Source organism: Pseudomonas sp. SO81 (assembly GCF_030374125.1).
Lineage (GTDB): Bacteria > Pseudomonadota > Gammaproteobacteria > Pseudomonadales > Pseudomonadaceae > Aquipseudomonas.
In genome coordinates this window covers 1,142,982-1,165,859 of sequence record NZ_CP126126.1, presented here as the reverse complement: position 1 = coordinate 1,165,859, position 22,878 = coordinate 1,142,982, and the positions used below count along the sequence as shown (strand labels likewise).

19 protein-coding genes and 1 pseudogene are annotated in these 22,878 nt (G+C 63.2%); 9 read left to right on the top strand and 11 right to left on the bottom strand.

All coding sequences use genetic code 11. The features are described from left to right. Positions 1–8: 8 nt before the first annotated feature. Positions 9–734 (bottom strand): substrate-binding periplasmic protein, encoded by a 726-nt coding sequence (locus OH686_RS05650; protein WP_289536736.1) that lies wholly within the window; start codon positions 732–734, stop codon positions 9–11. A 197-nt stretch (positions 735–931) separates the two neighbouring features. On the opposite strand from OH686_RS05650, the gene fadD2 reads away from it, so the two are divergent. Both fadD2 and fadD1 read left to right on the top strand, forming a co-directional pair. Then, complete coding sequence (gene fadD2 / locus OH686_RS05645) at positions 932–2,620, top strand: long-chain-fatty-acid--CoA ligase FadD2 (protein ID WP_289536734.1); 1,689 nt, start codon at positions 932–934, stop codon at positions 2,618–2,620. Positions 2,621–2,852: 232 nt separating this feature from the next. Further along, entirely contained in the window at positions 2,853–4,544 is a 1,692-nt protein-coding gene (fadD1, locus tag OH686_RS05640; RefSeq protein ID WP_289536733.1) for a long-chain-fatty-acid--CoA ligase FadD1, read from the top strand. 58 nt (positions 4,545–4,602) lie between these two features. Here the strand turns inward: fadD1 and OH686_RS05635 are convergent, their stop codons facing one another. Further along, on the bottom strand, positions 4,603–5,007 hold the full coding sequence (locus OH686_RS05635) for an acyl-CoA thioesterase (RefSeq protein ID WP_289536732.1): 405 nt from the start codon (positions 5,005–5,007) through the stop codon (positions 4,603–4,605). 202 nt (positions 5,008–5,209) lie between these two features. Between OH686_RS05635 and OH686_RS05630 the strand changes: the two genes are divergently transcribed. Further along, a complete protein-coding gene (locus OH686_RS05630; protein ID WP_289536731.1) occupies positions 5,210–5,743 on the top strand; it encodes an REP-associated tyrosine transposase in 534 nt (177 codons plus the stop codon). A gap of 212 nt (positions 5,744–5,955) precedes the next feature. On the opposite strand, the gene OH686_RS23325 is transcribed toward OH686_RS05630, so the two are convergent. Both OH686_RS23325 and OH686_RS23320 read right to left on the bottom strand, forming a co-directional pair. Then, complete coding sequence (locus OH686_RS23325) at positions 5,956–6,711, bottom strand: methyl-accepting chemotaxis protein (RefSeq protein WP_502942800.1); 756 nt, start codon at positions 6,709–6,711, stop codon at positions 5,956–5,958. 114 nt (positions 6,712–6,825) lie between these two features. Next, a pseudogene (locus tag OH686_RS23320) lies at positions 6,826–6,987 on the bottom strand (HAMP domain-containing protein); the annotation flags it as partial. Between the two features lie 615 nt (positions 6,988–7,602). Here OH686_RS23320 and hrpA point away from each other — a divergent pair. Next, positions 7,603–11,664 (top strand): ATP-dependent RNA helicase HrpA, encoded by a 4,062-nt coding sequence (hrpA, locus tag OH686_RS05620; RefSeq protein WP_289536728.1) that lies wholly within the window; start codon positions 7,603–7,605, stop codon positions 11,662–11,664. Positions 11,665–11,704: 40 nt separating this feature from the next. Here hrpA and OH686_RS05615 read toward each other — a convergent pair whose 3' ends face one another. After that, positions 11,705–12,157, bottom strand: coding sequence for a hypothetical protein (locus OH686_RS05615; protein WP_289536726.1), 453 nt, complete (start codon positions 12,155–12,157; stop codon positions 11,705–11,707). A gap of 172 nt (positions 12,158–12,329) precedes the next feature. Between OH686_RS05615 and OH686_RS05610 the strand changes: the two genes are divergently transcribed. Both OH686_RS05610 and OH686_RS05605 read left to right on the top strand, forming a co-directional pair. Continuing rightward, complete coding sequence (locus OH686_RS05610; RefSeq protein WP_289536724.1) at positions 12,330–13,427, top strand: GGDEF domain-containing protein; 1,098 nt, start codon at positions 12,330–12,332, stop codon at positions 13,425–13,427. A gap of 91 nt (positions 13,428–13,518) precedes the next feature. Further along, on the top strand, positions 13,519–14,043 hold the full coding sequence (locus OH686_RS05605; RefSeq protein WP_289536722.1) for a DUF3087 domain-containing protein: 525 nt from the start codon (positions 13,519–13,521) through the stop codon (positions 14,041–14,043). Positions 14,044–14,088: 45 nt separating this feature from the next. On the opposite strand, the gene OH686_RS05600 is transcribed toward OH686_RS05605, so the two are convergent. The 3 genes from OH686_RS05600 to OH686_RS05585 all read right to left on the bottom strand — a co-directional run bounded on the left by OH686_RS05600 (position 14,089) and on the right by OH686_RS05585 (position 16,492). Then, on the bottom strand, positions 14,089–14,742 hold the full coding sequence (locus OH686_RS05600; RefSeq protein ID WP_289536720.1) for an OmpH family outer membrane protein: 654 nt from the start codon (positions 14,740–14,742) through the stop codon (positions 14,089–14,091). A gap of 223 nt (positions 14,743–14,965) precedes the next feature. After that, complete coding sequence (locus OH686_RS05590) at positions 14,966–15,559, bottom strand: LysE family translocator (protein WP_289536718.1); 594 nt, start codon at positions 15,557–15,559, stop codon at positions 14,966–14,968. 96 nt (positions 15,560–15,655) lie between these two features. Next, complete coding sequence (locus tag OH686_RS05585; protein WP_289536717.1) at positions 15,656–16,492, bottom strand: AraC family transcriptional regulator; 837 nt, start codon at positions 16,490–16,492, stop codon at positions 15,656–15,658. A gap of 207 nt (positions 16,493–16,699) precedes the next feature. Between OH686_RS05585 and OH686_RS05580 the strand changes: the two genes are divergently transcribed. After that, positions 16,700–17,488 (top strand): substrate-binding periplasmic protein, encoded by a 789-nt coding sequence (locus tag OH686_RS05580; protein ID WP_256662306.1) that lies wholly within the window; start codon positions 16,700–16,702, stop codon positions 17,486–17,488. Between the two features lie 88 nt (positions 17,489–17,576). On the opposite strand, the gene OH686_RS05575 is transcribed toward OH686_RS05580, so the two are convergent. The 3 genes from OH686_RS05575 to OH686_RS05565 all read right to left on the bottom strand — a co-directional run bounded on the left by OH686_RS05575 (position 17,577) and on the right by OH686_RS05565 (position 21,235). Then, positions 17,577–18,464, bottom strand: a complete 888-nt coding sequence (locus OH686_RS05575; RefSeq protein WP_289536715.1) for an alpha/beta fold hydrolase — start codon at positions 18,462–18,464, stop codon at positions 17,577–17,579. A gap of 90 nt (positions 18,465–18,554) precedes the next feature. Next, positions 18,555–18,770, bottom strand: coding sequence for a VF530 family protein (locus tag OH686_RS05570; protein ID WP_289536713.1), 216 nt, complete (start codon positions 18,768–18,770; stop codon positions 18,555–18,557). Between the two features lie 380 nt (positions 18,771–19,150). Further along, positions 19,151–21,235 carry an AAA family ATPase gene (locus tag OH686_RS05565; RefSeq protein ID WP_289536712.1) on the bottom strand — a complete coding sequence of 695 codons (2,085 nt, stop codon included), beginning with the start codon at positions 21,233–21,235 and terminating at the stop codon, positions 19,151–19,153. A 450-nt stretch (positions 21,236–21,685) separates the two neighbouring features. Between OH686_RS05565 and OH686_RS05560 the strand changes: the two genes are divergently transcribed. Both OH686_RS05560 and OH686_RS05555 read left to right on the top strand, forming a co-directional pair. After that, positions 21,686–22,033 (top strand): hypothetical protein, encoded by a 348-nt coding sequence (locus OH686_RS05560; RefSeq protein ID WP_289536711.1) that lies wholly within the window; start codon positions 21,686–21,688, stop codon positions 22,031–22,033. A gap of 65 nt (positions 22,034–22,098) precedes the next feature. Further along, entirely contained in the window at positions 22,099–22,842 is a 744-nt protein-coding gene (locus OH686_RS05555) for an SDR family NAD(P)-dependent oxidoreductase (protein ID WP_289536710.1), read from the top strand. Positions 22,843–22,878 lie beyond the last annotated feature (36 nt).

Below are 22,878 nucleotides of genomic sequence, written 5' to 3'. Positions count from 1 at the left end.
AAGGGCCGCTAGCGCCAGCTGTTGTGGCGCTTGAGGATGCGCATGTACTCGCCGCTGGCATGCAGTTCGCGCAGGCCGCGCTCGAAGATGGCGGCCCAGTCCGGCTGGCCGGCGCGCGGGGCCGCGAAGCCGACCACCAGCGGGATGCGTTCCAGCGCCGGTTCCTGCCACACCAGGCGGCCGCGCAGTTCGTCGTCGCCGTCCACCAGATACTCGCCGACGATGCGCTCCAGCAGCACCAGGTCGAAGCGCTTGGCCGCCAGCTTGCGCAGGTTGCTGATGTCGTCCACCGCCTCCTCGGCGACCAGGCCGGACTCGAACAGGCGCGGCGGGTAACCATAGCCACGCACGATGCCGACCCGGCGCCCGCGCAGGTCGGCCAACTCGCCGAACGGCTGGGGCTCGCTACGCCGTACGAACAGGCCGAGCTGGCTGTAGAACAGCGGCCGCGAGGCGGTGAGGTTCTCTTCCTTGATCTCCTGTGGCCACAGCGCCAGGGCACCCTGGTAGCTGCCCTGACGCAGCTCGGCGCGCACCCGCGCCCAGGGCAGGAAGTCGATCTGCGGGGTATAGCCCTGGGTGGCGAAGGCGCGGCGGGTCAGCTCGACGATGCTGCCGCCGTCCGCCAGTTGCTGGCTGCTGTAGGGCGGGTATTCCAGGGTGGCCAGGCGCGGCTGGGCCGCCAGCGGCAGGCAGAGCAGGGCGAGTACGACGAGGTAGAGGTTGCGCGGCATGGATGGCGGCATTCGTGAGCTGATTAGTAGCTATAGCCCAGCCAGGGATGAATCGCCGAAAAGCATGGTAAAGATTCACAGGGTCTATGGAGACCCTCGGCTATTTGCCTGTTGTCCCCGAGCTGCTAAGTTCCGGACCAGTCCGGTCGCATCTCAGGCGTCCGGTTTGCACATTCAGGTCTAGGGGAATAACAACAATGCAACCTGACTTCTGGGACGACAAACGCCCGGCCGGCGTGGCCAACCAGCTCGACTTCAATCTCTACCGCTCAGTGGTTGAAGTCTTCGAGCGCTCCTGCAAGAAATTCGCGGATCGCCCGGCATTCACCAACCTCGGCAGGACGCTGACCTACGCCGAGCTGGAGCGCTATTCCGCAGCCTTCGCCTCCTGGTTGCAGAAGAACACCGATCTCAAGCCCGGCGACCGCATCGCCGTGCAGATGCCCAATATCTTGCAGTACCCGATCGCCGTGTTCGGTGCCATGCGCGCCGGCCTGATCGTGGTCAACACCAACCCGCTGTACACCGTGCGCGAGATGCGCCACCAGTTCAACGACGCCGGCGTGCGCGCCCTGGTGTACCTCAACACCTTCGGCAAGTCGGTGCAGGAAGTGCTGCCCGACACCCAGGTCGAGTACCTGATCGAGGCGCGCCTGGGCGACATGCTGCCGCCGCTCAAGGGCATGCTGGTCAACGCCTCGGTCAAGCACCTGAAGAAGATGGTGCCGGACTACCAGCTGCCCCAGGCAATCGCCTTCAAGGACGTGCTGCGCGCCGGCAAGGGCCACTCCTTCCAGCCGGCCAAGCTGAGCCTGGACGATATCGCCGTGCTGCAGTACACCGGCGGCACCACCGGCGTGGCCAAGGGCGCGATGCTCACCCACGGCAACCTGGTGGCCAACATGCAGCAGGTCTACAACTGCCTGCAGCAGCTCGGCGACGACGGTCTGCCGCTGATGAAGGAGGGCGGCGAGATCATGATCGCGCCGCTGCCGCTCTACCATATCTATGCTTTCACCGCGAACTGCATGTGCATGATGGTCAGCGGCAACCACAACGTGCTGATCACCAACCCGCGCGACATCCCCGGCTTCGTCAAGGAACTGAGCAAGTGGAAGTTCTCCGCGCTGCTCGGCCTCAATACCCTGTTCGTCGCGCTGATGGATCACCCGGACTTCAAGAGCCTCGACTTCTCGCGCCTGAAGGTCACCAACTCCGGCGGCACGGCGCTGGTCAAGGCCACCGCCGAGCGCTGGCAGCAGATGACCGGCTGCAGCATCGTCGAAGGCTACGGCCTGACCGAGACTTCCCCGGTGGCCACCACCAACTGCTACGGCAAGCTGGCGCGCCTGGGCTCGGTGGGCATTCCGGTGGTAGGCACCACCCTCAAGGTGATCGATGACAACGGCGTCGAGCAGCCGCTGGGCGAGCGCGGCGAGCTGTGCATCAAGGGCCCGCAGGTGATGAAGGGCTACTGGCAGCGCGAAGAGGCCACCGCCGAGGTGCTGGACGCCGAAGGCTGGTTCAAGACCGGCGACATCGCGGTGATCGACCCGGACGGCCATGTGCGCGTGGTCGACCGCAAGAAGGACATGATCATCGTCTCCGGCTTCAACGTGTACCCCAACGAGATCGAGGACGTGGTCATGGCCCACCCGAAGGTGGCCAGCTGCGCCGTGATCGGTGTGCCGGACGAGAAATCCGGCGAGGCGGTCAAGCTGTTCGTGGTACCGCGCGAAGGTGGCGTCTCCATCGACGAGATCAAGGCCTATTGCCGGGAAAACTTCACCGGCTACAAGGTGCCCAAGCACATCGTGCTGAGGGACTCCCTGCCGATGACTCCAGTCGGCAAAATCCTCCGCCGCGAGCTGCGCGATATCGCCTGAAGCCCAGCTGCCTAGGGCTTTTCACCCGCTCCATCAGGAAATGACCGATCAGTGATGATCGGTCATTTTTCTGACCGCTGGGGCTGCCTTTGGTGCTAGGCGCTCCCTGGCAAAGCTGCTACTCTCGGCACGCTTTGCGCCAGTCCCCACCTCGCGTCAAGGTCAACACATCACAACAAATGACCGCCATTGCGCGCGGTGTAGACAAGCTGTTGCTCAGGAGTAGGCTTCCATGATCGATAACTTCTGGAAGGACAAATACCCTGTCGGAATCGCTGCCGAGATCGATGCCGACCAGTACCCCAACATCCAGGCCGTACTGAAAGAGTCCTGCCAACGCTTTGCCGATAAGCCTGCTTTCAGCAACATGGGCAAGACCCTGACCTACGGCGAGCTGTACGAACTCTCCGGCGTCTTTGCCGCCTATCTGCAGAACCACACCGACCTCAAGGCCGGCGATCGCATCGCCGTGCAGTTGCCCAACGTCCTGCAATACCCCGTCGTGGTATTTGGCGCCATGCGTGCCGGCATGATCGTGGTCAACACCAACCCGCTGTACACCGCGCGGGAAATGGAACACCAGTTCAACGACTCTGGCGCCAAGGCCCTGGTCTGCCTGGCCAACATGGCCCACCTGGCCGAGGAAGTGCTGCCGAAGACCGGCGTCAAGCACGTCATCGTCACCGAGGTGGGTGACCTGCTGCCGCCGCTCAAGCGCCTGCTGGTAAACACCGTGGTCAAGCACGTGAAGAAGATGGTCCCGGCGTTCAACCTGCCGCAGGCCGTCAAGCTGAACAAGGCCCTGGCCATGGGTCGCGGCAAGCCGGTCAGCGAAGCCAGTCCGCACAACGGCGACGTCGCCGTGCTGCAGTACACCGGCGGCACCACCGGCGTAGCCAAGGGCGCCATGCTGACCCACCGCAACCTGGTGGCCAACATGCTGCAATCCAAGGCGCTGATGGGCTCCAACCTCGGCGAAGGCTGCGAGATCGTCATCTGCCCGCTGCCGCTGTACCACATCTACGCCTTCACCTTCCATTGCATGGCGATGATGCTGACCGGCAACCACAACATCCTCATCACCAACCCGCGCGACCTGCCGGGCACCGTGAAAGAGCTGGGCAAGTGGAAGTTCACCACCTTCGTCGGCCTCAACACCCTGTTCGTGGCCCTGTGCAACAACGAGGACTTCCGCCGTCTCGACCTGTCCGCCCTGAAGCTGACCCTGTCCGGCGGCATGGCCCTGCAACTGGCCACCGCCGAGCGCTGGAAGGAAGTCACCGGCTGCCCGATCTGCGAAGGCTACGGCATGACCGAGACCAGCCCGGTCGCCACCGTCAACCCATACCAGAACATCCAGGTCGGCACCATCGGCATCCCGGTGCCGTCGACCCTGTGCAAGGTCATCGACGACGCCGGCAATGACCTGCCGCTGGGCGAGCGTGGCGAGCTGTGCGTCAAGGGCCCGCAGGTGATGAAGGGCTACTGGCAGCGCCAGGAAGCCACCGACGAGATGCTCTCGGCCGACGGCTGGCTGAAGACCGGTGACATCGCCGTGATCCAGGATGACGGCTACCTGCGCATCGTCGACCGCAAGAAGGACATGATTCTGGTGTCCGGCTTCAACGTGTACCCGAACGAGCTGGAAGACGTGCTCGCCACCCTGCCGGGCGTGCTGCAGTGCGCCGCCATCGGCGTGCCGGACGAGAAGTCGGGCGAGGCGATCAAGGTCTTCATCGTGGTACGTCCGGGCGAGAGCCTGAGCAAGGAGCAGGTGATGGAGCACATGCGCGCCAACCTCACCGGCTACAAGGTGCCGCGCTTCGTCGAGTTCCGCGACAGCCTGCCGACCACCAACGTCGGCAAGATCCTGCGTCGCGAACTGCGTGACGAGGAGCTGAAGAAACTGGCCGCCACCGCCTGATCTTTAGCAGCATGAAAAAGCCCCGCTTCGGCGGGGCTTTTTCGTTTCTGCGACTCGCTCAGTCGGGCTGCAGGGCCTGGCGCAGGGCCTCGGGCAGGGCGATTGGCTGCTTGCTGTCGGGGTCGATGCACACCTGGGTCATCGACGCGCGGAAGGCCACTTCGCCCGAGGCCTGGCGCCCTTCCACGGCGAAGCCGAACGAAGTGGTGCCGGGCGCCTCGCTGCGCACCTCGATGTCGATCACCTCGTCCCAAGTCATGGGCGAGAGAAACTCGACCGTCAGAGCCCGCGCCGGCGGCAGGATGCCCATGGCGAACAGCTTGCGCAGGCCCTCGCCACCGAGCCGATGGGAGAGGAATTCGTGGATCGCCTCGATCACGAAGTAGGCGATGCGCGGCGTATAGACGATCCCGGCGGGGTCGCAATCGCCAAACAGAACGGTGCGGGTGGTGATGAAGGGCATGACTGCTCCGTGTCGGGTTGAGCCTTTGGTAGTGTGGCGATCATAACGGCTAGCCCGCGCCAGGGCTCGGACGTTGCTCCTGACACGAGCAGAACAGGACAAGAGTCGTTGTGGCTGTCGCAATACACCGGCCGCCCATGCGGGCAATGCCACGTATGCCCGCTATGCTGTGCGCCACCACCTTCGTCAAGGATGACGATCCATGTCGCAATACCGCCGCGTATGGTGCCCGGGCGGCACCTATTTCTTCACCCATGCACTGCGCCAACGCCACCACAGCGATCTGCTGGTGCGCTATATCGATCAGCTGCGCGCGGCCGTACGCACCGTGCGCGCTGAGCATCCGTTTCGTATCCACGGCTGGGTGGTGCTGCCGGACCATCTGCACTGCGTGATCGAGCTGCCGGACGGCGACGCGGACTTCGATCTGCGCTGGCGCCTGATCAAGCTGATCTTCTCCCGCGACCTGCCGCTGCAAGAGAAACGCTTCGCCCTCAACCACACCCGGCGCGAGCGAGGCGTCTGGCAGCGCCGCTACTGGGAACACCTGATTCGCGACGAGGCGGACCTGCGCGCGCATCTCGACTACCTGCATTTCAACCCGGTGAAACATGGGCTGGTCGAGCGGGTGGTGGATTGGCCCTATTCGACTTTTCACCGGGAGGTGTGCAAAGGCGTTTATCCGGCGGATTGGGGCGGTGGGTCGAACCCGGCGGCTGTGGTGTACGACGATTGAGTCGCCTGGCGCCGCGCGCAGGGTGTCAGCTTTTGCAGGGGCCGCTCTTGTAGGGTGTTACTCGCCGAAGGCAGTACACCAACGGGCGCGGCACGGAGTCCACCCGTTGGCAATTGAGTTGCCTGCTCGGTGGGCTGTCGCTTTGCTCCGAGCGGCCGCCGCGCGGACCACCCTACGAGAAGCCACCTCACCGCAGGCAATACACTCCACCTCTACAACTTCAACCGCCGAATCGCCCTGCCCAGCTCATCGGCCAGGCTCACCAGCTCGGCGCTGGTGCTGGCCGAGGCCAGGGTCTGTTGCACGGTCTGTTCGGTGACGTCGCGGATGCCCACCACCGAGCGGGTCATTTCCTCGGCCACCTGGCTCTGCTGTTCGGCGGCCACGGCGATCTGCGTGTTGCTCTCGCGCATCAATGCCACCGCCTGGGCGATATGGCCGAGGGCCTCGCCGGCGGCGCCGGCTTCTTGCACGCACTGGTCGGCCTTGAGCGAGCTTTCCTGCATGAACTCCACGGCGTCGCGGCTGGCGGACTGCAGGTTGCCGATCATGCGGGTGATCTCGTCGGTGGAGTCCTGCACGCGCTTGGCCAGGTTGCGCACCTCGTCGGCGACCACGGCGAAGCCACGGCCCATATCGCCGGCGCGGGCCGCCTCGATGGCCGCGTTGAGCGCGAGAAGGTTGGTCTGCTCGGCGATGCCGTGGATGGTCTCGACCATGCTGCCGATGGTGCGGCTGTCCTCGGCCAGCTGCTGGATCATCTCCGCCGTCTGCTGCACACCCTGGGACAGCCCGGCGATGGCCTGGCTGGCGCGGCCCACCACCTGCTGGCCGACACCGCTGAGGCGATCCGCCTCGGTGGACTGGTCGCGAGTGTCTGCGGCGTGCTGGGCGATGTGGTGCACGGTGGTGGACATCTCGTTGATCGCGGTGGCGGCCTGGTCGGTCTCGCTCTGCTGGCCGAGCATGCCGCCGCGCACCTGCTCCATGCTCGCGGCCAGGCGTCGCGCACCTTCGTCGAGGCTGGCGGCGGCCTGGGCCACGGTGCCCACCACGCGCTGGTAGCCAGCCTGCATGGCGTTGAAGGCGTTGGCCATCTGGCCCACTTCGTCGCGGCTGTCCAGCTCGGCACGGGCGGCCAGGTCGCCGCTGCGCTCCACGTGCAGCATCACGTCCTTGAGCCGGTTGAGGTGGCTGAGGATAAAACGGATCAGCAGCTGCGAGGCGCCGAGCAGGAGCAGCATCAGAGCGAACACGCACAGCGCATAGGCGCCGGCACGGGCCTCGAACACCTGCCACAGGCTCGGTGCGCTAGCCGTTACCGCCAGGCGCTGGCCGTCGCCGGCATCCTGCAGCCAGGCGCCGATCACTGGTGAGTCACCCCACAGGCCGTCGTGTTCCAGCTCGACCCAGCCGCGCTCCTTGCCGGTCACACCGGGTAGGGCCGGCTTGCCGCCGCTGGCGAAGCTCAGCACCTGGGCATCGCGTGGCAGCGCGGCACCGGCTGGCCAGGCGGCCAGCAACGCGGCCTTGGCCTGCGCCGCTTCGCGGGCGGTCTCGTGGCGGCCGGCCTGTTCCTGCTGCATGGCGAACAGCACCAGCATCAGGGTGGTGGCGAAGGCCACCAGGTTGACGGCCCAGAACTTGTATTTGAGGGAGAGATCGAGAATCCACTTTTTCATATAGGTATGTCTGCACGCGGCTGGTCTGGCACTTGGCCATATCCTGCCCGTGGGCAGTGCGGCCGGAATTGATCCCGATCAACCCGACAGTTTCTGGCGCCAGCCGCTCGTCGCGGCGTGTCCAGGCGCCGGCAATCTGCGACAATCGCCGCCTAGCCGAAGTAGCCGCCCGTTGCGATGACCGATACCCACGAATCCCTGCTGAAGAACCTCGACCAGACCCTGCTGGCCGACCGTCACCGCCTGCGTCGCCAGCTGCACGAACTGCAGAAGCAGACGCCGCCGGACGAAGCCAAGCTGGCCCAATGGCTGGAGCGCTTCCAGGCCTCCATCGCCAAGGTCGAGGCGCGCAAGCGCAGCATCCCGACCATCCGCTACGACGACGCCCTGCCGATCGCGGCCAAGCGCGACGAGATCAAGGCCGCGCTGGCCAAGCACCAGGTGCTGGTGATCGCCGGCGAAACCGGTTCGGGCAAGACCACCCAGCTGCCGAAGATTTGCCTGGAGATCGGTCGCGGCGTGCACGGTCTGATCGGCCACACCCAGCCGCGCCGTCTGGCTGCGCGCAGCGTCGCCACCCGCGTGGCCGAGGAGATCGCCACGCCGCTCGGCGAGCTGGTCGGCTACCAGGTGCGCTTCGAGGACCAGAGCAAGGACAGCACGCTGATCAAGCTGATGACCGACGGCATCCTGCTCGCCGAGACCCAGCACGACCGCTTCCTGGAAAAGTACGACACCATCATCGTCGACGAGGCTCACGAGCGTTCGCTGAACATCGACTTCCTGCTCGGCTACCTGAAGACCCTGCTGCCGCGTCGCCCCGACCTGAAGCTGATCATCACTTCGGCGACCATCGACCTGGAGCGCTTCAGTAAGCACTTCAATGGCGCGCCGATCATCGAGGTCTCCGGCCGCACCTACCCGGTGGAGACCTGGTACCGCCCGCTGGCCGCCGAGGTGGACGAGGAGGGCGAGCGCCTGCTCGACGACCTCAGCGTTGACCAGGGCATTCTCGCCGCGCTGGACGAGATCGCTGCCCACGAACGGGCCGAAGGCAAGCGCCCTGGCGACGTGCTGGTGTTTCTCCCCGGTGAGCGCGAGATCCGCGAGGCCGCCGAGGTGCTGCGCAAGGCCAACCTGCGCCTGACCGAGGTGCTGCCGCTCTATGCGCGGCTGACCCCGGCCGAGCAGCAGAAGATCTTCGCACCGATGGGGGCGCGCAAGATCGTGCTGGCCACCAACGTGGCCGAGACCTCGCTGACCGTGCCGGGCATCCGCTACGTGATCGACTCCGGCACCGCGCGCATCAGCCGCTACAGCTACCGCGCCAAGGTGCAGCGCCTGCCCATCGAGGCCATTTCCCAGGCCAGCGCCAACCAGCGCAAGGGCCGCTGCGGCCGGGTCGAGCCGGGCATCTGCATTCGCCTGTACAGCGAGGAGGACTTCCTCGCCCGCCCCGAGTTCACCGATCCGGAAATCCTGCGCACCAACCTGGCCGCGGTGATCCTGCAGATGCTGCATCTGCGCCTGGGCAGCATCGAGGACTTCCCCTTTATCGAGCCGCCGGATGGCAAGGCCATCAGCGACGGTTTCACCCTGTTGCAGGAGCTCTCGGCGGTCAACCGCGAGAGCCAGCTCACTCCACTCGGCCGCCAACTGGCGCGCCTGCCGATTGATCCCCGGTTAGGCCGTATGGTGCTGGAGGCGGCCAAGCTCGGCAGCCTGGACGAGATTCTGATCGTTGCCTCGGCGCTGTCCGTGCAAGACCCGCGCGAGCGGCCGATGGATCGTCAGCAGGCTGCCGACCAGGCCCATGCGCAGTGGAAGGACGTCGACTCCGACTTCGCTGCACTGATCAACCTGTGGCGCGGCTTCGAGGAGAAGCGCCAGGAGCTGGGCAGCAACCCGCTGCGCAACTGGTGCAAGAAGAACTTCCTGAATTACCTGCGCCTGCGCGAGTGGCGCGATGCCCACCGCCAACTGGTGCTGATCGCCCGCGAGCTGCTGCTATCCGCGAGTAAGTCGGCGGACGGTAGGGTGGACCGCTCGCCCGCAGGGCAGCCCACCGACAAAGCCCCGCAGAAAGGCCAATCTGCACAAGGCCCGCAGCCGACCAAAGACACCAAGGTCAACGTCATCGTCCGCGAGCAGGCCGAGGCCGGCGAGGCCGCGCAGCGCGCCAAGAGCTACGCCGCGGTGCACAAGGCGATCCTCTCCGGCCTGCTTAGCCAGATCGGCCAGAAGACCGAGGAGGGCGACTACCTCGGCGCGCGCCAGCGGCGCTTCTGGATTCACCCGTCCTCGGTGATCGGGCGCAAGAAGCCGACCTGGGTGATGACCGCCGAGCTGGTGGAAACCACCAAGCTGTTCGCCCGTATGGTCGCCAAGATCGAGCCGGACTGGATCGAGCCGCTGGCCGGCCACCTGATCAAGAAGAACCACTTCGAGCCGCACTGGGAGAAGCGTCGCGGCCAGGTGGTGGCCTTCGAGCAGGTCACTTTGTATGGCCTGATCGTGGTCGGCCGCCGCCCGGTGCATTTCGGCCCGGTCGACCCGGTGGCCTCGCGCGAACTGTTTATCCGCGACGGCCTGGTGCGTGGCGAGATCAACAGCCGCGCCAAGTGCCTGGCGGCCAACCGCGAGCTGCTGGATCGCCTCGACGAGCTGGAGGCTAAGGCCCGCCGCCGCGACATTCTCGCCGACGAGGAAACCCTGTACGCCTTCTACGAGGCGCGCATCCCGGCGGAGATCCACCAGGCCGCCACCTTCGAGCACTGGTACAAGAGCGAGAGCGCGAAGAACCCGCAGCTGCTGATCATGCGCGAGGAGGACGTGCTGGCCCGTGACGCTAAGGAAGTCACTGCCGCCCAGTACCCGGACATCCTCCAGCTCGGCGAGCTGCAACTGCCGCTGACCTACCACTTCGAGCCCAATCACCCGCGCGACGGTGTGACCCTGCGCGTGCCGGCGCCGCTGCTGCCGCAATTGCCGGCGGACCGCCTGGAATGGTTGGTGCCCGGCCTGATCGAGGCCAAGGCCATCGCCCTGGTGCGCAACTTGCCCAAGGCCCTGCGCAAGAACTTCGTGCCGGTGCCGGACTTCGTCGGCGCGGCCCTGTCGAAGATCGCCTTCGGCCAGGGCTCGCTGCCTGAATCCCTCGGCCGCGAGCTGACCCGCATGACCGGCGCCCGCGTCTCCGACGAGGCCTGGGAGGAAGCGGCGCAGCAGCTGGAGTCGCATCTCAAGATGAACCTGGAAGTGGTCGACGCTCGTGGCAAGTTCCTCGGCGAAGGCCGCGACCTGGCCGAGCTGACCGCGCGCTTCGCCGAGGCCAGCCAGGCCGCCCTGGCCATTCCGCAGCAGAAGCAGGAACAGAAGCCGGTGGAGGCCAAGGCCTTCGCCCAGGTCGCCGAAAAGACCCAGCAGAAGATTGCCGGCATCTCCATGACCGTGTTCCCGGCGCTGGTGGAAGAGGGCGGGGTGGTCAAAGAAGGGCGCTTCCCGACCCAGGCCGAGGCCGACTTCCAGCACCGCCGCGCCCTGCAGAAACTGCTGCTGCAACAGCTGGCCGAATCCGCCAAGTTCCTGCGCGGCAAGCTGCCGGGCCTCACCGAGCTGGGCCTGCTGTATCGCGAGATGGGCCGCCCCGAGGCACTGGTCGAGGACATCCTGCTGGCCAGCCTGGACGCCTGTGTGCTCGAAGGCGAAGCCACGCTGCCGCGCGATGGCGCCGCCCTGGCCGCCCTGGCCGAGAAGAAGCGCGGCGACTGGACTGCGCATGCCGAGCGCATTGCCAAGCTGGTGCTGGAAATTCTCAAGCTCGCCCACGGCCTGCAGAAGCGCTTCAAGGGCAAGATCGACCTGGCCCAGGCCATGGCGCTCAACGACATCAAGCAGCAGTTGGCCAACCTGGTCTATCCCGGCTTCGTCCGCGAGACGCCGGGCGAGTGGCTGAAGGAGATTCCGCGCTATCTCAAGGCTATCGAGCAACGTCTGGACAAGGTTGGCAGCCAGGTGCAGCGCGACCGCGTATGGACCGGCGAGCTCACCGCCGCCTGGGAGCAGTACCAGGCCCGCGCCGCCAAGCATGCCCAGGAAGGCAAGCGCGACCCCGAGCTGGTGCTGTATCGCTGGATGCTGGAGGAATACCGCGTGTCGCTGTTCGCCCAGCAGCTGGGCACGAAAATGGCGGTGTCCGACAAGCGGCTGAGCAAGCAGTGGAGTCAGGTGGAGGCCTGATATTCGCTAGAGCCCTCGCTGCAGGTGTGAGGGCTTCACCTCAGGTGTTGTAAGCCCCGATGGTCACGAACACCTCCTCGGAATCGTCGTCTACGATGACTCGCGCCAACGCCTGCTCGACTCCGAACTGGTTGGTAAGTGTCAGGTTCCAACTCTCCGCAATACGCTCTGCCAGCGGGTAGGCCTGATCGACCGTAAGGTTGTCAAACAGCCCGGTAATCTCCAACAGGTTCGACCAGTACTGCGCCTGGTCTGGTCGCTGGCCGTTCCCCAGAAGCCCCTGATAGCGCGCCTCGTCGAAGAGCTCTGCAACGAAGGCCATTCCGCCCAGAAGCTTGAAGTCGGGTTTGAACAATTTGCTAAACCACAGAACGAAATCGGCCGGCAGATCCTGAGACGTGTAGATAGCATGTAGATAGTCGATACCAGAGACATTCCGGTCTTTGTTGGCAGCGCGAAATGAAGCGAAGTCGAAAGGTTTGTTTTCTCGCATGTTATTTCCTTGGTATCTCCTCGGCGCATGGTGGGCGCTTATGTCCCTTGTCGATAATCTCACGCAGTGGCGCCAGATCTAGGCATGATGGCATTCTGAGCTCATGTCGGCGCCGCTTCGGCCGACATAGGTGGGCCGCCCGTCCTGGGCGACCATGGCACAGGAGCTGGCGGTGAGGGTGATCGAAAGGCTGACGCGGTCGCTGAACCCGTTGCACGGCTTGCCCGAGGCGACGCGCCGGGAGTTCGCCCAGTGGTACCAGCAGGCCAAGCTGCCGCAGATCCGCTACGTCGCGTTCCTCACCATGGGGCTGTACCTGATCTACGCCGCCATCGAGCAGAACGTGGCCAGCGATCACCTCGGCCTGCGCCTGCTGGCGCACGGTGTGGTGGTTCCCCTGGCGCTGCTGGCCGTGGGCCTGATGAGCTACCACGAGGCCGCACAGCGCTGGATGCTGGTGCTGCTGTTCGTGGCGCCGGTCGGCGCGGTGGTCGCCAATCTGGCCTTCAACTACGGCAAGCCTGATTTCGCCTACTTCGTGCCGGAGATCTACCTCAATCTGATGTGGACCTTCACCGTCTCCGGCCTCACCCTGCGCCAGGCCTTGCAGACGGCCGGCGCCTCGGTGGTGCTGCTGCTCGCCGTCACCCTGGGCGACGCCCTGCAGCCGGGCGTGCAGCGCCTGCACCTGATCTGGGTGCTGGCGTCCTTCTCCTTCGGCGTGCTCTGCGCCTTCGTGCTGGAGAAGGCACACAAGACCATGTTCCTGCACCAGGGCCGGCTGGCCCTCAGCGCCACCGTCGACGGCCTCACCGGGCTGTGGAACCGCTCGCGCATCGACCAGCTGTTCGCCGAGGAAATCGCCCGCGCCCAGCGCTACGGCACGCCGTTCTCGGTGATCCTGCTGGACATCGACCACTTCAAGCACGTCAACGACCACCACGGCCACGCGGTGGGCGACAGCGTGCTGCGCCAGTTCGCCACCCTGCTGCGCGACAACGTGCGCAGCGTCGACAAGGTCGGCCGCCTGGGCGGCGAGGAGTTCCTCGTCATCCTGCCGGAGATCGACGCCCTGCAGGCGCAGACCGCCGCGCTCACCCTGCAGGCGCGCATCCGCCAGTTCGACTTCGACACCGTGCTGCGCAAGACCGCCAGCTTCGGCATCACCCACTACCTCGGCGACGAGAACCCGCAGAGCATGCTCGACCGCGCCGACCGTGCGTTGTACCGGGCCAAGGCCAATGGCCGGGACCGCATAGAAGTGCTCTGAAAGGCCGACAAGGCTTGTCATCATCCAGGGGCTCGACGGCACGCAAGGGATCGGGCATGTTGGCGCCCCCTCGCATCCACCCGGATCAGCCATGTTCGAACTCCAGCCCATGAGCCCCGAGCTCTACCGCCAGCAGACCCGCCGCAGCACCTTCGTGGTGATCGCCATCTTCCTGGTGCTGGCCATGCTCTGCGCCACCGCCAGCACCCAGCTGTTCGGCGGCCCGCCCGGCGACAACTTCAAATGGAACCTGCTCGGCGTGCTCACCGGCATGGCGCTGACCGTGGCCGTGGTGCGCCAGCAGCTGTGGCATAGGCCGTTCATGGCGGCGGCCGCCTACGGCTGGGGGCTCAAGCGCAGCCTGATGCGCGTCACCAACGTCATGCACCACGTCAAGGCCGGCGTGGCCGCGGGCGACGCCAACGCCATGCAGCTGCTGCGCTTCTACCACCTGGGCGTGACCCAGATGCACCAGCTGGACGGCAACAGCGCCGACCTCAGCCACATGGTCCGCGAGATCGACGCGCACCGTGAGGCCATGCAGGCTCAGGGCCTGGACCCCGAGCAGAGCCGCCTGCAAGGCGAATGGCTGGAGGCGGTGAAGCGCTTCGTCTGAAGCTGCACGGAGCCAAGGAGCAGGCTCCGTACAGAAGGCTCCTCGTTACTGCTTAGGAGGCGGGTTTTTCAGCTGGGCAATTACAGCTGCTGTTACGTCCAGCACCCGTTGGTTCTGGTTGTAGACAATGCTGGACTCGTTGGAGATGACCAGACTGAAGCCGTTGGCCGTGGCATAAGTGGCAATTGCCGCAGTGATCTGCTCGTCCAGTAGTTTGCGTACTGCCACGTCGTGTTCGCGGCGCCGCTGTTGTAGCTCCTGGAAGGCTTTTGTCTGGGCTCGTAGATCGCGAATCAGTTGATCGTTCTCGATGTTCTGCAGGCAGCTCTGCAGTTCCGCGGTTGAGCCCGCCTGGCGAATTACATACTCGCGTTGCAACGGTTGTGGTGGGTTTGGATAGCGGGGCGGGGTGTCCGCCGCCGCAGGCGCAGGCTTCATACTGAGACAGCGCTGAGTGGCATTGCTTTTCAGATCGGAGATTTGCTGGCTGAGGCGCTCTTGCTCTGCTACTCGCGCTGAGTAGTCGTTATCCAGTTCCGCGGGATAGGGATGCTCGTCCTCGAAGCTGTCCGCTATCGCCGAGTGGATTTCCTGCTTGTTGACCAGGGCCCAATCGGGATATTGCTGGCCGCCCAGCATGCCATCGCACCCTGACAGGTAAAGGGGGAGTAGTAGCGCGTGCAGATAACGAATGTGCATGCAAATTTCCTTCTCGCATGGCTGATGAGTGCCTGTAGCCTATCAGTACGGATGACCTTGTTATAGAGCGCTTTGCCTCTCTCTTCGTTGGCAACAGCGCCGACCTCAGCCACATGGTCCGCGAGATCGACGCACACCGCGAACTGATGGAGCAGCGCGGCCTGGACCTGGAGCAGAAGCGCCTCGATCCGGCCTGGCTGGAAGCGGTAAAGACCTTCAAGCCCTAAACCAGCAACGCCAGCCAGGTCGAGGCGAACAGCAACAGCGCCAACATCTGGTTGAAGCGCTTCATCCGCTGCGGCGACTGCAGCAGGCGGGCGCTGCCGGCGCCGAGCAGGGCCCAGGCGGTCATGCTCGGCACGGCCAGCAGCAGGAAGATCAGCGACAGCTGCAGCACGCGCAGGGCCTTGTCCGCGCTGCCGGCGGCGAACACGCTGACCACCGCGACCGCCATCATCCACACCTTCGGATTCACCAGTTGCAGGGCCGCCGCGCCCAGCGGGCCGAGTTCGCGCGCGTCCGTGGCGTTCAGCGGCGCGGCCGCGCTGCGCCACAGCTGCCAGGCCAGCCAGCTCAGCCACAGCGCGCCGAGCCAGCTCATCGCCAGCTGCACGCGCGGGTAGCGCAGCAGCGCCTCGCCCAGGCCCAAACCCACCAGCAGCACGATCAGCGCTGCCGCCAGGCAGGCGCCGAGCACCAGCGGCAGGGTGGCGCGCACGCCGAAGCGCGCGCCGTGGCTGAGCGCCAGGATATTGGTCGGCCCCGGCGTGATGGTGGAAGCGAAGGCGAACAGCAGGAAGGGCAGCAGGGACTGCATGGCTCAGTCCCTCCCGCTGTCGCGCGGAGCGAGGAAATAACGCATGGCATGGGCTCTCCTTGGTGATGGAGGCTCATGCTGCGGCGTGGCGGCCGATCAGTCTGGAAGCTTTGTGCAGCGGCGCCGGTAGTCGGCGGGAGTGAGCCGGTAGGCACGGCGGAACCAGCGGCCCAGATGGCTCTGGTCGGCGAAACCCAGAGCGCTGGCCACATCGGCCGGCGTGTCGCCACGGGCCAGCCGCTGGCGCGCCTTGGCCAGGCGCAACTGGATCAGGTAGGCGTGCGGGGCGATGCCGAAGGCGCTCTTGAAGGCGCGGCTGAGGCGGAAGCGATCCACCCCGCAGGCCGCCGCCGTGTCGTCCAGGCCGATGTCCCGGTCGAAGTTGGCGTGCAGGTAGTCGCGGGCGCGCTGCGCCACCAGGGGCAGGCGCGGGTCGGGGTTCTCCCGTTTGCGCCACTGCAGGCGGCTGGTCATGCTGCCCAGCAGGTCGTCGATGGTGGTCTGCCGCACGATGCGCAGGTCGCCCTCGTGCAGCGTGTGGAAGGCGCGGAAGATGGCGCCGGCCATCGGGGCGTCGTTGTTGAGGATATTGGCGAAGCTCGGCGTGCTGTCCGCCGGCGCATGCTCGAACAGCGCGTGCAGCTCGCGCTCCAGCCACTGCGGGTCAATGTACAGCATCGAATAGGTGAAGCCTTCCGCGGTCGGCGCGTGACCGTCGTGGATCTCGCCCGGCTCCAGCAGGATCACCTTGCCCGGCGTGCTCAGGTGCTTCTCGCGGCGGCAGTTGAACTGCTGCACGCCCTGCTCGGTAACGCCCACCAGGTAGCTGTCGTGCCAGTGCGGGTCGTAGGCGTGGCCCTCGAAATGGGCACGGATCGACTCGATGCCGGTGTCGGCATCCTGAGCGAGGTCGATCCAGTTGCGTGTGTCCACGGGGCTCTCCGAAAAGCGGCGCTCGGCCTGTCGTGACCTTAGCGCGTCCGCCTGCCGAGGTTTAGAAGATTTGTGCAGGCGGCCGGGCCGCTTATCCGATGGCCATCACTCGGGCCGATCCGCGCCCAAGCGGCGCCGTGCTTTACCGGTGCCGGGGCATTCTCTAGAGTCAAGGCTACCGGTTCCGAGCTGTCCCGCGAGCGCCTGATGCCTTTCTCCCTCCTTGCCATGCTGCACTGCCGCCGGCTCCTGCTGGCTGCGGCCCTGTTCGTGCCGAGCCTGGCGAGCGCCGCCTGCCAGGTGACCCTGCGCTGGGACGACGACCCGCCCTTCAGCATGCAGCTAGCGGATGGCGAGGTGGTCGGCGCCACCGTCGACGGCGTGCGCTCCGTGTTGCACGGCATGGGCTGCGAGGCGCGTCTGGTGCGTCTGCCCTGGGCCAGGGCCCTGCGCGAGCTGGAGCAGGGCCGCCTCGACATACTGCCCGGCGCCTTCCGCAAGCCCGAGCGCGAGGTGTATGCGCACTTCTCCGGCGTGGTCGAGGAGGCCTCGCGCAACATCCTGTTCATGCGCCGCGATGCCGCCGCCCGCTGGCCGGTGAGCGAGCTGCTGCAACTGCGCGACACCACCTTCCGCCTGGGCGCGCAGATGGAGGTGTCCTACGGGCCGAGCTACCTGGAGCTGTTGCAGACACCGGCCTTCCACGAGCGCATGAAGTTCAGCTCCAACCGCCTCAACCTGTGGCGCATGGCCGCCAAGGGGCGCATCGACGGAGTGATCGCCGACGAACTCTCCGGCCAGCAGGAGATCGAGGAACTGGGCCTGAGCGAGCTGATCCGGCCCACGCCGGTGGTGGTGTCCAGCGAAGGCGTGGAAGTGGCCTTCAGCAAGAAGAGCGTGCAGCCCGAGTTCGTGCAGATGTATGCCGAGGTGCTGCGCAAGCAACTCGCCGATGGCACCCAGGCGCGCATCAAGCAGCGCTATCTGCAGCCCTGACTGCTGCCCGCCTTGTCCGGCGCTGGCGCCGTCCGCGCTAGCCCGCGTCGGCAAACCGGGCGAAGCGCCGCAGGGCGACGGGACGGCTTCACTCCAGCCGCGCGCCGCCCAGGGTGCGTTCGAGAAAGTCGCGCATCAGCGCCGCCACTTCCTCTAGGTGCGTTTCCAGCAGCCAGTGGCCGCCGTCCTCGAACAGGTGCAGCTCGGCGTCCGGCAGGTCACGCAGGTAGGCGCGCGCCGCGCCCGCTGGCATGAAGCCGTCGCGCGGGCCCCAGAGGATTAGCGTCGGTGGCTGGTGCTGGCGCAGGTACACCTGGTAGTGCGGGAACCAGGCCAGGTTCTCCCTCAGCCCGGTGATCAGCCGCAGGGCGATCTGCTGGCGGCGCGGCGTCATCAGCGCCCAGTGCAGCTGCCACAGGTCCGGCGGGATGCGCGCCGCCACATGCGGCTCCACGTCGTTGAGGAACTCGTCGCGAAAGCCCTCCAGGCTCACCGACTCGGCCAGCGCGCGCTGCGTCTCGTCGCTGGGGTTGCTGAAGAACTGCTTGAGCGCGGCGTACTTCGGCCCCAGCTGGTCCTCGTAGATATCGCCGTTCTGCACGATCAGCGCGGTGATGCGCTGCGGCCGGCTGATCGCCAGGCGCAGGCCGATCTGCGAGCCGAAGTCGTGCAGGTACAGGGCGAAGCGCTCGATGCCCAGGCGGTTGGCGAAGCGCGCGAGGAAGTCGGCGTAGCCGTCGAAGTCGTAGCTGAACTCGAAGGGCGTGCCCGAATAGCCGCAGCCGGGAAAGTCCGGGGCCACCAGCCGCCAGCGGTCGGCCAGCAGCGGCAGCAGGTTGCGGAACTCGTAGGAGGAGCAGGGATAGCCGTGGGGCAGGAGCAGCACCGGCGCATCCTGCGGGCCGGCTTCGCGGTAGAACACCTCGATGCCGTCCAGGTCCAGGCGCTGGTGGCGAACATGAGCGGGCGGTGGCATGGGACCTCCCCGAAGGGTTGCTGGTCCCGTTGTGACAGCGCCTCGCGGCCGCTGCTTCGGTTGCCCGCCGGATGGTCGCCGTGGCGCGGCTCAGCGCTTGTCGGCGATGTCCTTGATATACAGCGCTTCGACCTTCTCCCGCGCCCAGGGCGTTTTGCGCAGGAACTTGAGGCTGGAGTCGACGCTGGGGTCGTGGGTGAAGCAGCGGATGGCGATGAGCTGGCCGAGGCGCTCCCAGCCGTGTTTGTCGACCAGGGCTTGGACGATGGCTTTCAGGGGGAGGCCGTGGAGGGGGTCGTTGCTCATCGTTCTTGCTCAGGGCTGTGCGGAGTTGGGCGGCACTGTAACTCCCCTCTACCGTTTACGGGAGAGGGTTAGGGAGAGGGGCTTTTAGCTTCTCATTTATGACTCAGCGCTTTCCTCGGCTGAAACTACAGGTTTCGCCTCTCACGGCGAGTCCCTTTTGGCAGTCGCCCCAAAAGGAACCAAAAGGTCTTGCCCCCGCCATACGGGTCTCGCTGCGCTCGACTTCCCTCACTCCATCATTGCTCCAGGGGCCCGCCGCGAAGGGCCATCCCTGGCCCATCGCGGCTCTCGCGGCATCCATGCCGCTCAACCCCTTACACAACGATTCCGTTCGGCCTCCTGAAGGGGGCGGTGCGCTGTCTGCAAGCCAAGTGCGGGAATTACAGCATTGCCATATATCTGTCGCACTCATCAATCACATATTGAGGGACGAGTTGGTAAGAGTTTGGGTTGAGTTGATAAATGTAATTGTTTTCGATGTGAAATGCCTCGTTGATGAATTTTCTAATGACGTCGGACTCAATGTTGTCATTCTTATCGTCGAAGGCGATTCGGTAAATATGCAGCTTTTCGTAGTTATTTAATGAGCGATTATATATGTCTTTTATTTTGTTGTTATCTTTTGTTTCGTTGAGCAGAGTTTGGTAGTCGAAAGTGGGTATGTTTCTTTTTATGCTTTCTATGCCTGCTTGTATTTCTTCTGTGGTCATATTTATTGTTTGTTGATTCTCAACTCTTGTGAGGACTTCCCGTTTGTGAAAGAGGTTGGATATGACGTCAAATGTAAAGTCTTTTTGATTTGTTATTTCATGGTGTCGGCGAAGGTAGACCAGTCTATTGATTTCATGGGTGTGGAGATTTAGGTTCTCTGTGTTTATTTCAAGGAAGGTTTTAATGTCTTCCCTAGTGATTTCTTTTTCAACGAGTGCGCCTTGGTTGTTTTCCAAAAAGGTGGCATATGGTTTTTCGAAACGATCACTATGATGGAGGACCATGTCGACGATAGGGTCGAAGTCGTGGGTTAGTAGTAATACAGTTTTTCCTCTAAAAGAATTTGCGCGTCTAAAAAGCATCTCGATTATTGCGTACTTCTTGTTCTTGTCGAATGATGAGATAGGGTCGTCGAGAATGATTAGGCTAGGTTTGCTTTTTAATGCGTCGTACATGAATAGGACCAGAGAAAAGGCATTTCGCTCTCCATAGCTCAGATGTGTCCTAACGTTTTGAATTTCTCCCTGGTTGTCGTTGTGGATTAATTTTAATTTTAGGTCGGATCTTTCATCTTCGATAAGATCTACGCTGTATTGGTATCCTGCGTTTTTCAAAAATGAATTTATTTCAATTTTGTGCTGCTTTACTAGCCGCTCTATAAGTATTTTCTGCTTTCTTATGCTGCCTTGAAGTTCGCCTGCTTTATTGATGAGCTGGTCAATTGCGTTGTTTACAATTTCAGCTTTGTTATTGGTTTCGCTGGAGTTCAGGTGTGTGAAAAGAGATAGGTCAATTCTGTAATTTTTTAATTCTTCAAGTACTTTGTCTACGTCCTTTAAAGATATAAATCCTAGTTTCTGAGCTTGCATGAACTTTGTGTTCAGCCTTTCTATTTGTTCCTTTACCTCCCTTAGGTAATTTGCCTGATCGTCGGTGTAGCCCGAGATGTTTTTTAGGAACTTCTCTATCTGCTCTTTTGTTTGATCTGAAAAATATTTGTTTAGTCTCTGAAATGTTGCGACGATTTTGTTCAGGTTCTCGATAGATTTAGGCTCATATATTTCGCTGACTTTTAGGATTTTTTCTTTCTTGGTTTCTATGTCGTGAGTGCAAAATGGGCAGTCGGAAGATATTTCTATGTACTCAGTTCCGTTTTGCTGCCATTTCAGCCATTTATAGTTTTGTTCGTGCTGAATGTAGGTGCTGTATTCCTTAAGCTCGTTTGGGATGGTTTCAACTTTGTTTCCAGATTTAAGAGCTTTGGCAACGTTGCTGGAGCCATGAAATCCCTGCTTTGTCGTTTTTCCGAAACTGTTACTTATCTCATTAAAGTCTGCAATTAGGCTTTCCAGGTCCTTATCTTGGGCGAGTATTTCATGCATCGTCTTAGTTAGCTCTTCAATGTCTTGCATCCCTTTTTCGTAATCTTCACCTCTGATTAAAATATCGAAGCTTCCCTTAAGTAGCTCGTCAGCTTGGAATACGAAGTCATTAATGTATCTTTCGTCAAAGATCTTTATCTTTTCTATCGGTTCGCTTTGATTTATTTCTGATTTAATGTCGCTATTAAGGGCATGTTTAAATGGTTTTAGTTCTGAGATGTTGTGAGTGCTTTCTTCTGTGGCGGAAATTAGTGCTTTGGCTATCGTGCTCTTTCCTGTTCCATTGATTCCGTGTTTTATGTTGAGCGTGTTAGATTTTATTTCAATTATTCCATGGTCAATATTGTTGCAGTTCTTAATAGTAATCTTCATTTTTTATTCCATGTTGGCAGAGAAATTTTTGGCGAATAAACGCCATCACCTGATTCGATGTTGGTTATGGGGAAGGGGGAATATCGAAAGGTTGTTGTAAGCAAGGCGCATAGCAACACTCCTTATTGCATTGAGCGGCTTGGTCACTTCAAGCCAACATCCTTGTTCGGTGATGCAATGGCGCATCGCCATTAGTCATTCTCGAAGCTAGTCGCGTGATCCACGTCACGCAAGTTGTCCTTTCGGTCAGTGCGTGAATTTCTTTCTCGGGCAGCTTCTCGTCGCTGCCGCTTCGCTGTCATTTCGACCTTCGCTCATGTCCTATCGACAGCGTCTCGCTGTTGTCGCAGTGACTTCTTAATTTCTCAACTATCTGAAATAAAAGAGAAAAATATCTGGCACGAAAGCTGAGTAGCTCCAGGCGCAACGCCTACATAACGGAGAACTCAGATGACTCGCTTTGCCTTGCTTGCTTTCAGTGTCGGCCTGCTGGCCGTGCAATCCGTTCAGGCCGCCGAGGTGGTGGCGGAACAGGAAGAGAATTCGGTCGGCACCGGTTTCGGTGGGCTGACCGGGTTGATGGTGGGGGCTGCGGCCGGTGGTCCGGTCGGAGCCGTGGTCGGTGCGGCGGTGGGTGGCTGGGGTGGGGCGCAGGTGCAGCGTGCCAGCGGCCAGAGCGGTACCGCCTACATCGTGCGTGACGAGGCGGGCGAGGAGCGCTGGATTCGCTCGCCGCATCAGCGCTTCGAGCGTGGCCAGCGCGTGGACCTGCGCCAGGGCCGGCTCTATCCCCATTGATCCCTGTGTTGCCGCTCCGGGCCTGGTCCGGGGCGCGCTCTTTCTTTTCCTGTTTCGAGGTCGTCATGAACAATCAATTCGAGCAACGCCTGGCGGTGGTGACCGGCGCCAGTTCCGGTATCGGCCTGGCCGTGTGTGAGCAGTTGCTGCAACGCGGCGCGCGGGTGCTGGCGATGTCGCGCAGCCTGGGTGGGCTGGCGCCATTGCAGGCGCAGTATCCCGAGCGGCTGTTCTGGTGCGAGGGTGACGTGACCCGCGAGGCGTCGCTAAAGGCCCTGGCCGAGCGGGCTGCCGAGCTGGGTACGGTGGATTACCTGGTGCCCAACGCGGGCATCGCCAAGCTAGCGCCGGGCAGTGATCTGCAGGCGTTCGACGAGCAGTGGCGGGTCAACGGTGCCGGCGCGGTGAATACCTTCTATGCGCTGAAGGCGCAGCTGGCCCGGCCGGCGTCGGTGGTGTTCATCAGCACCTTCCTGCGCCACCTGGGCTTTGTCGGTTTGGGTGCGTACATCGCCAGCAAGGCGGCGCTGTCCGCCCTGGTGCGCAGCCTGGCGCTGGAGCATGCGGGCGAGGGCCTGCGCCTGAACCTGGTGTCGCCGGGGCCGACCGCCACGCCGATCTGGAACAGCCTGGGCCTGCCGGACGAGGCGCTGGCCGGCGTGGCCAGCGAGGTGAACGCGCGGCTGGTGGACGGCGAGTTCCTCAGTTCCGAGGCGGTGGCCGAGGTGGTGCTGTTCCAGCTGTCCCACGGGGCGCGTGGCGTGTATGGCCAGGACTGGGTGGTGGACAAGGGCTACACCCTGCGCTGAGGAGCGGGGCGGCTGCACGGCGCGTTGGCGCTCCTG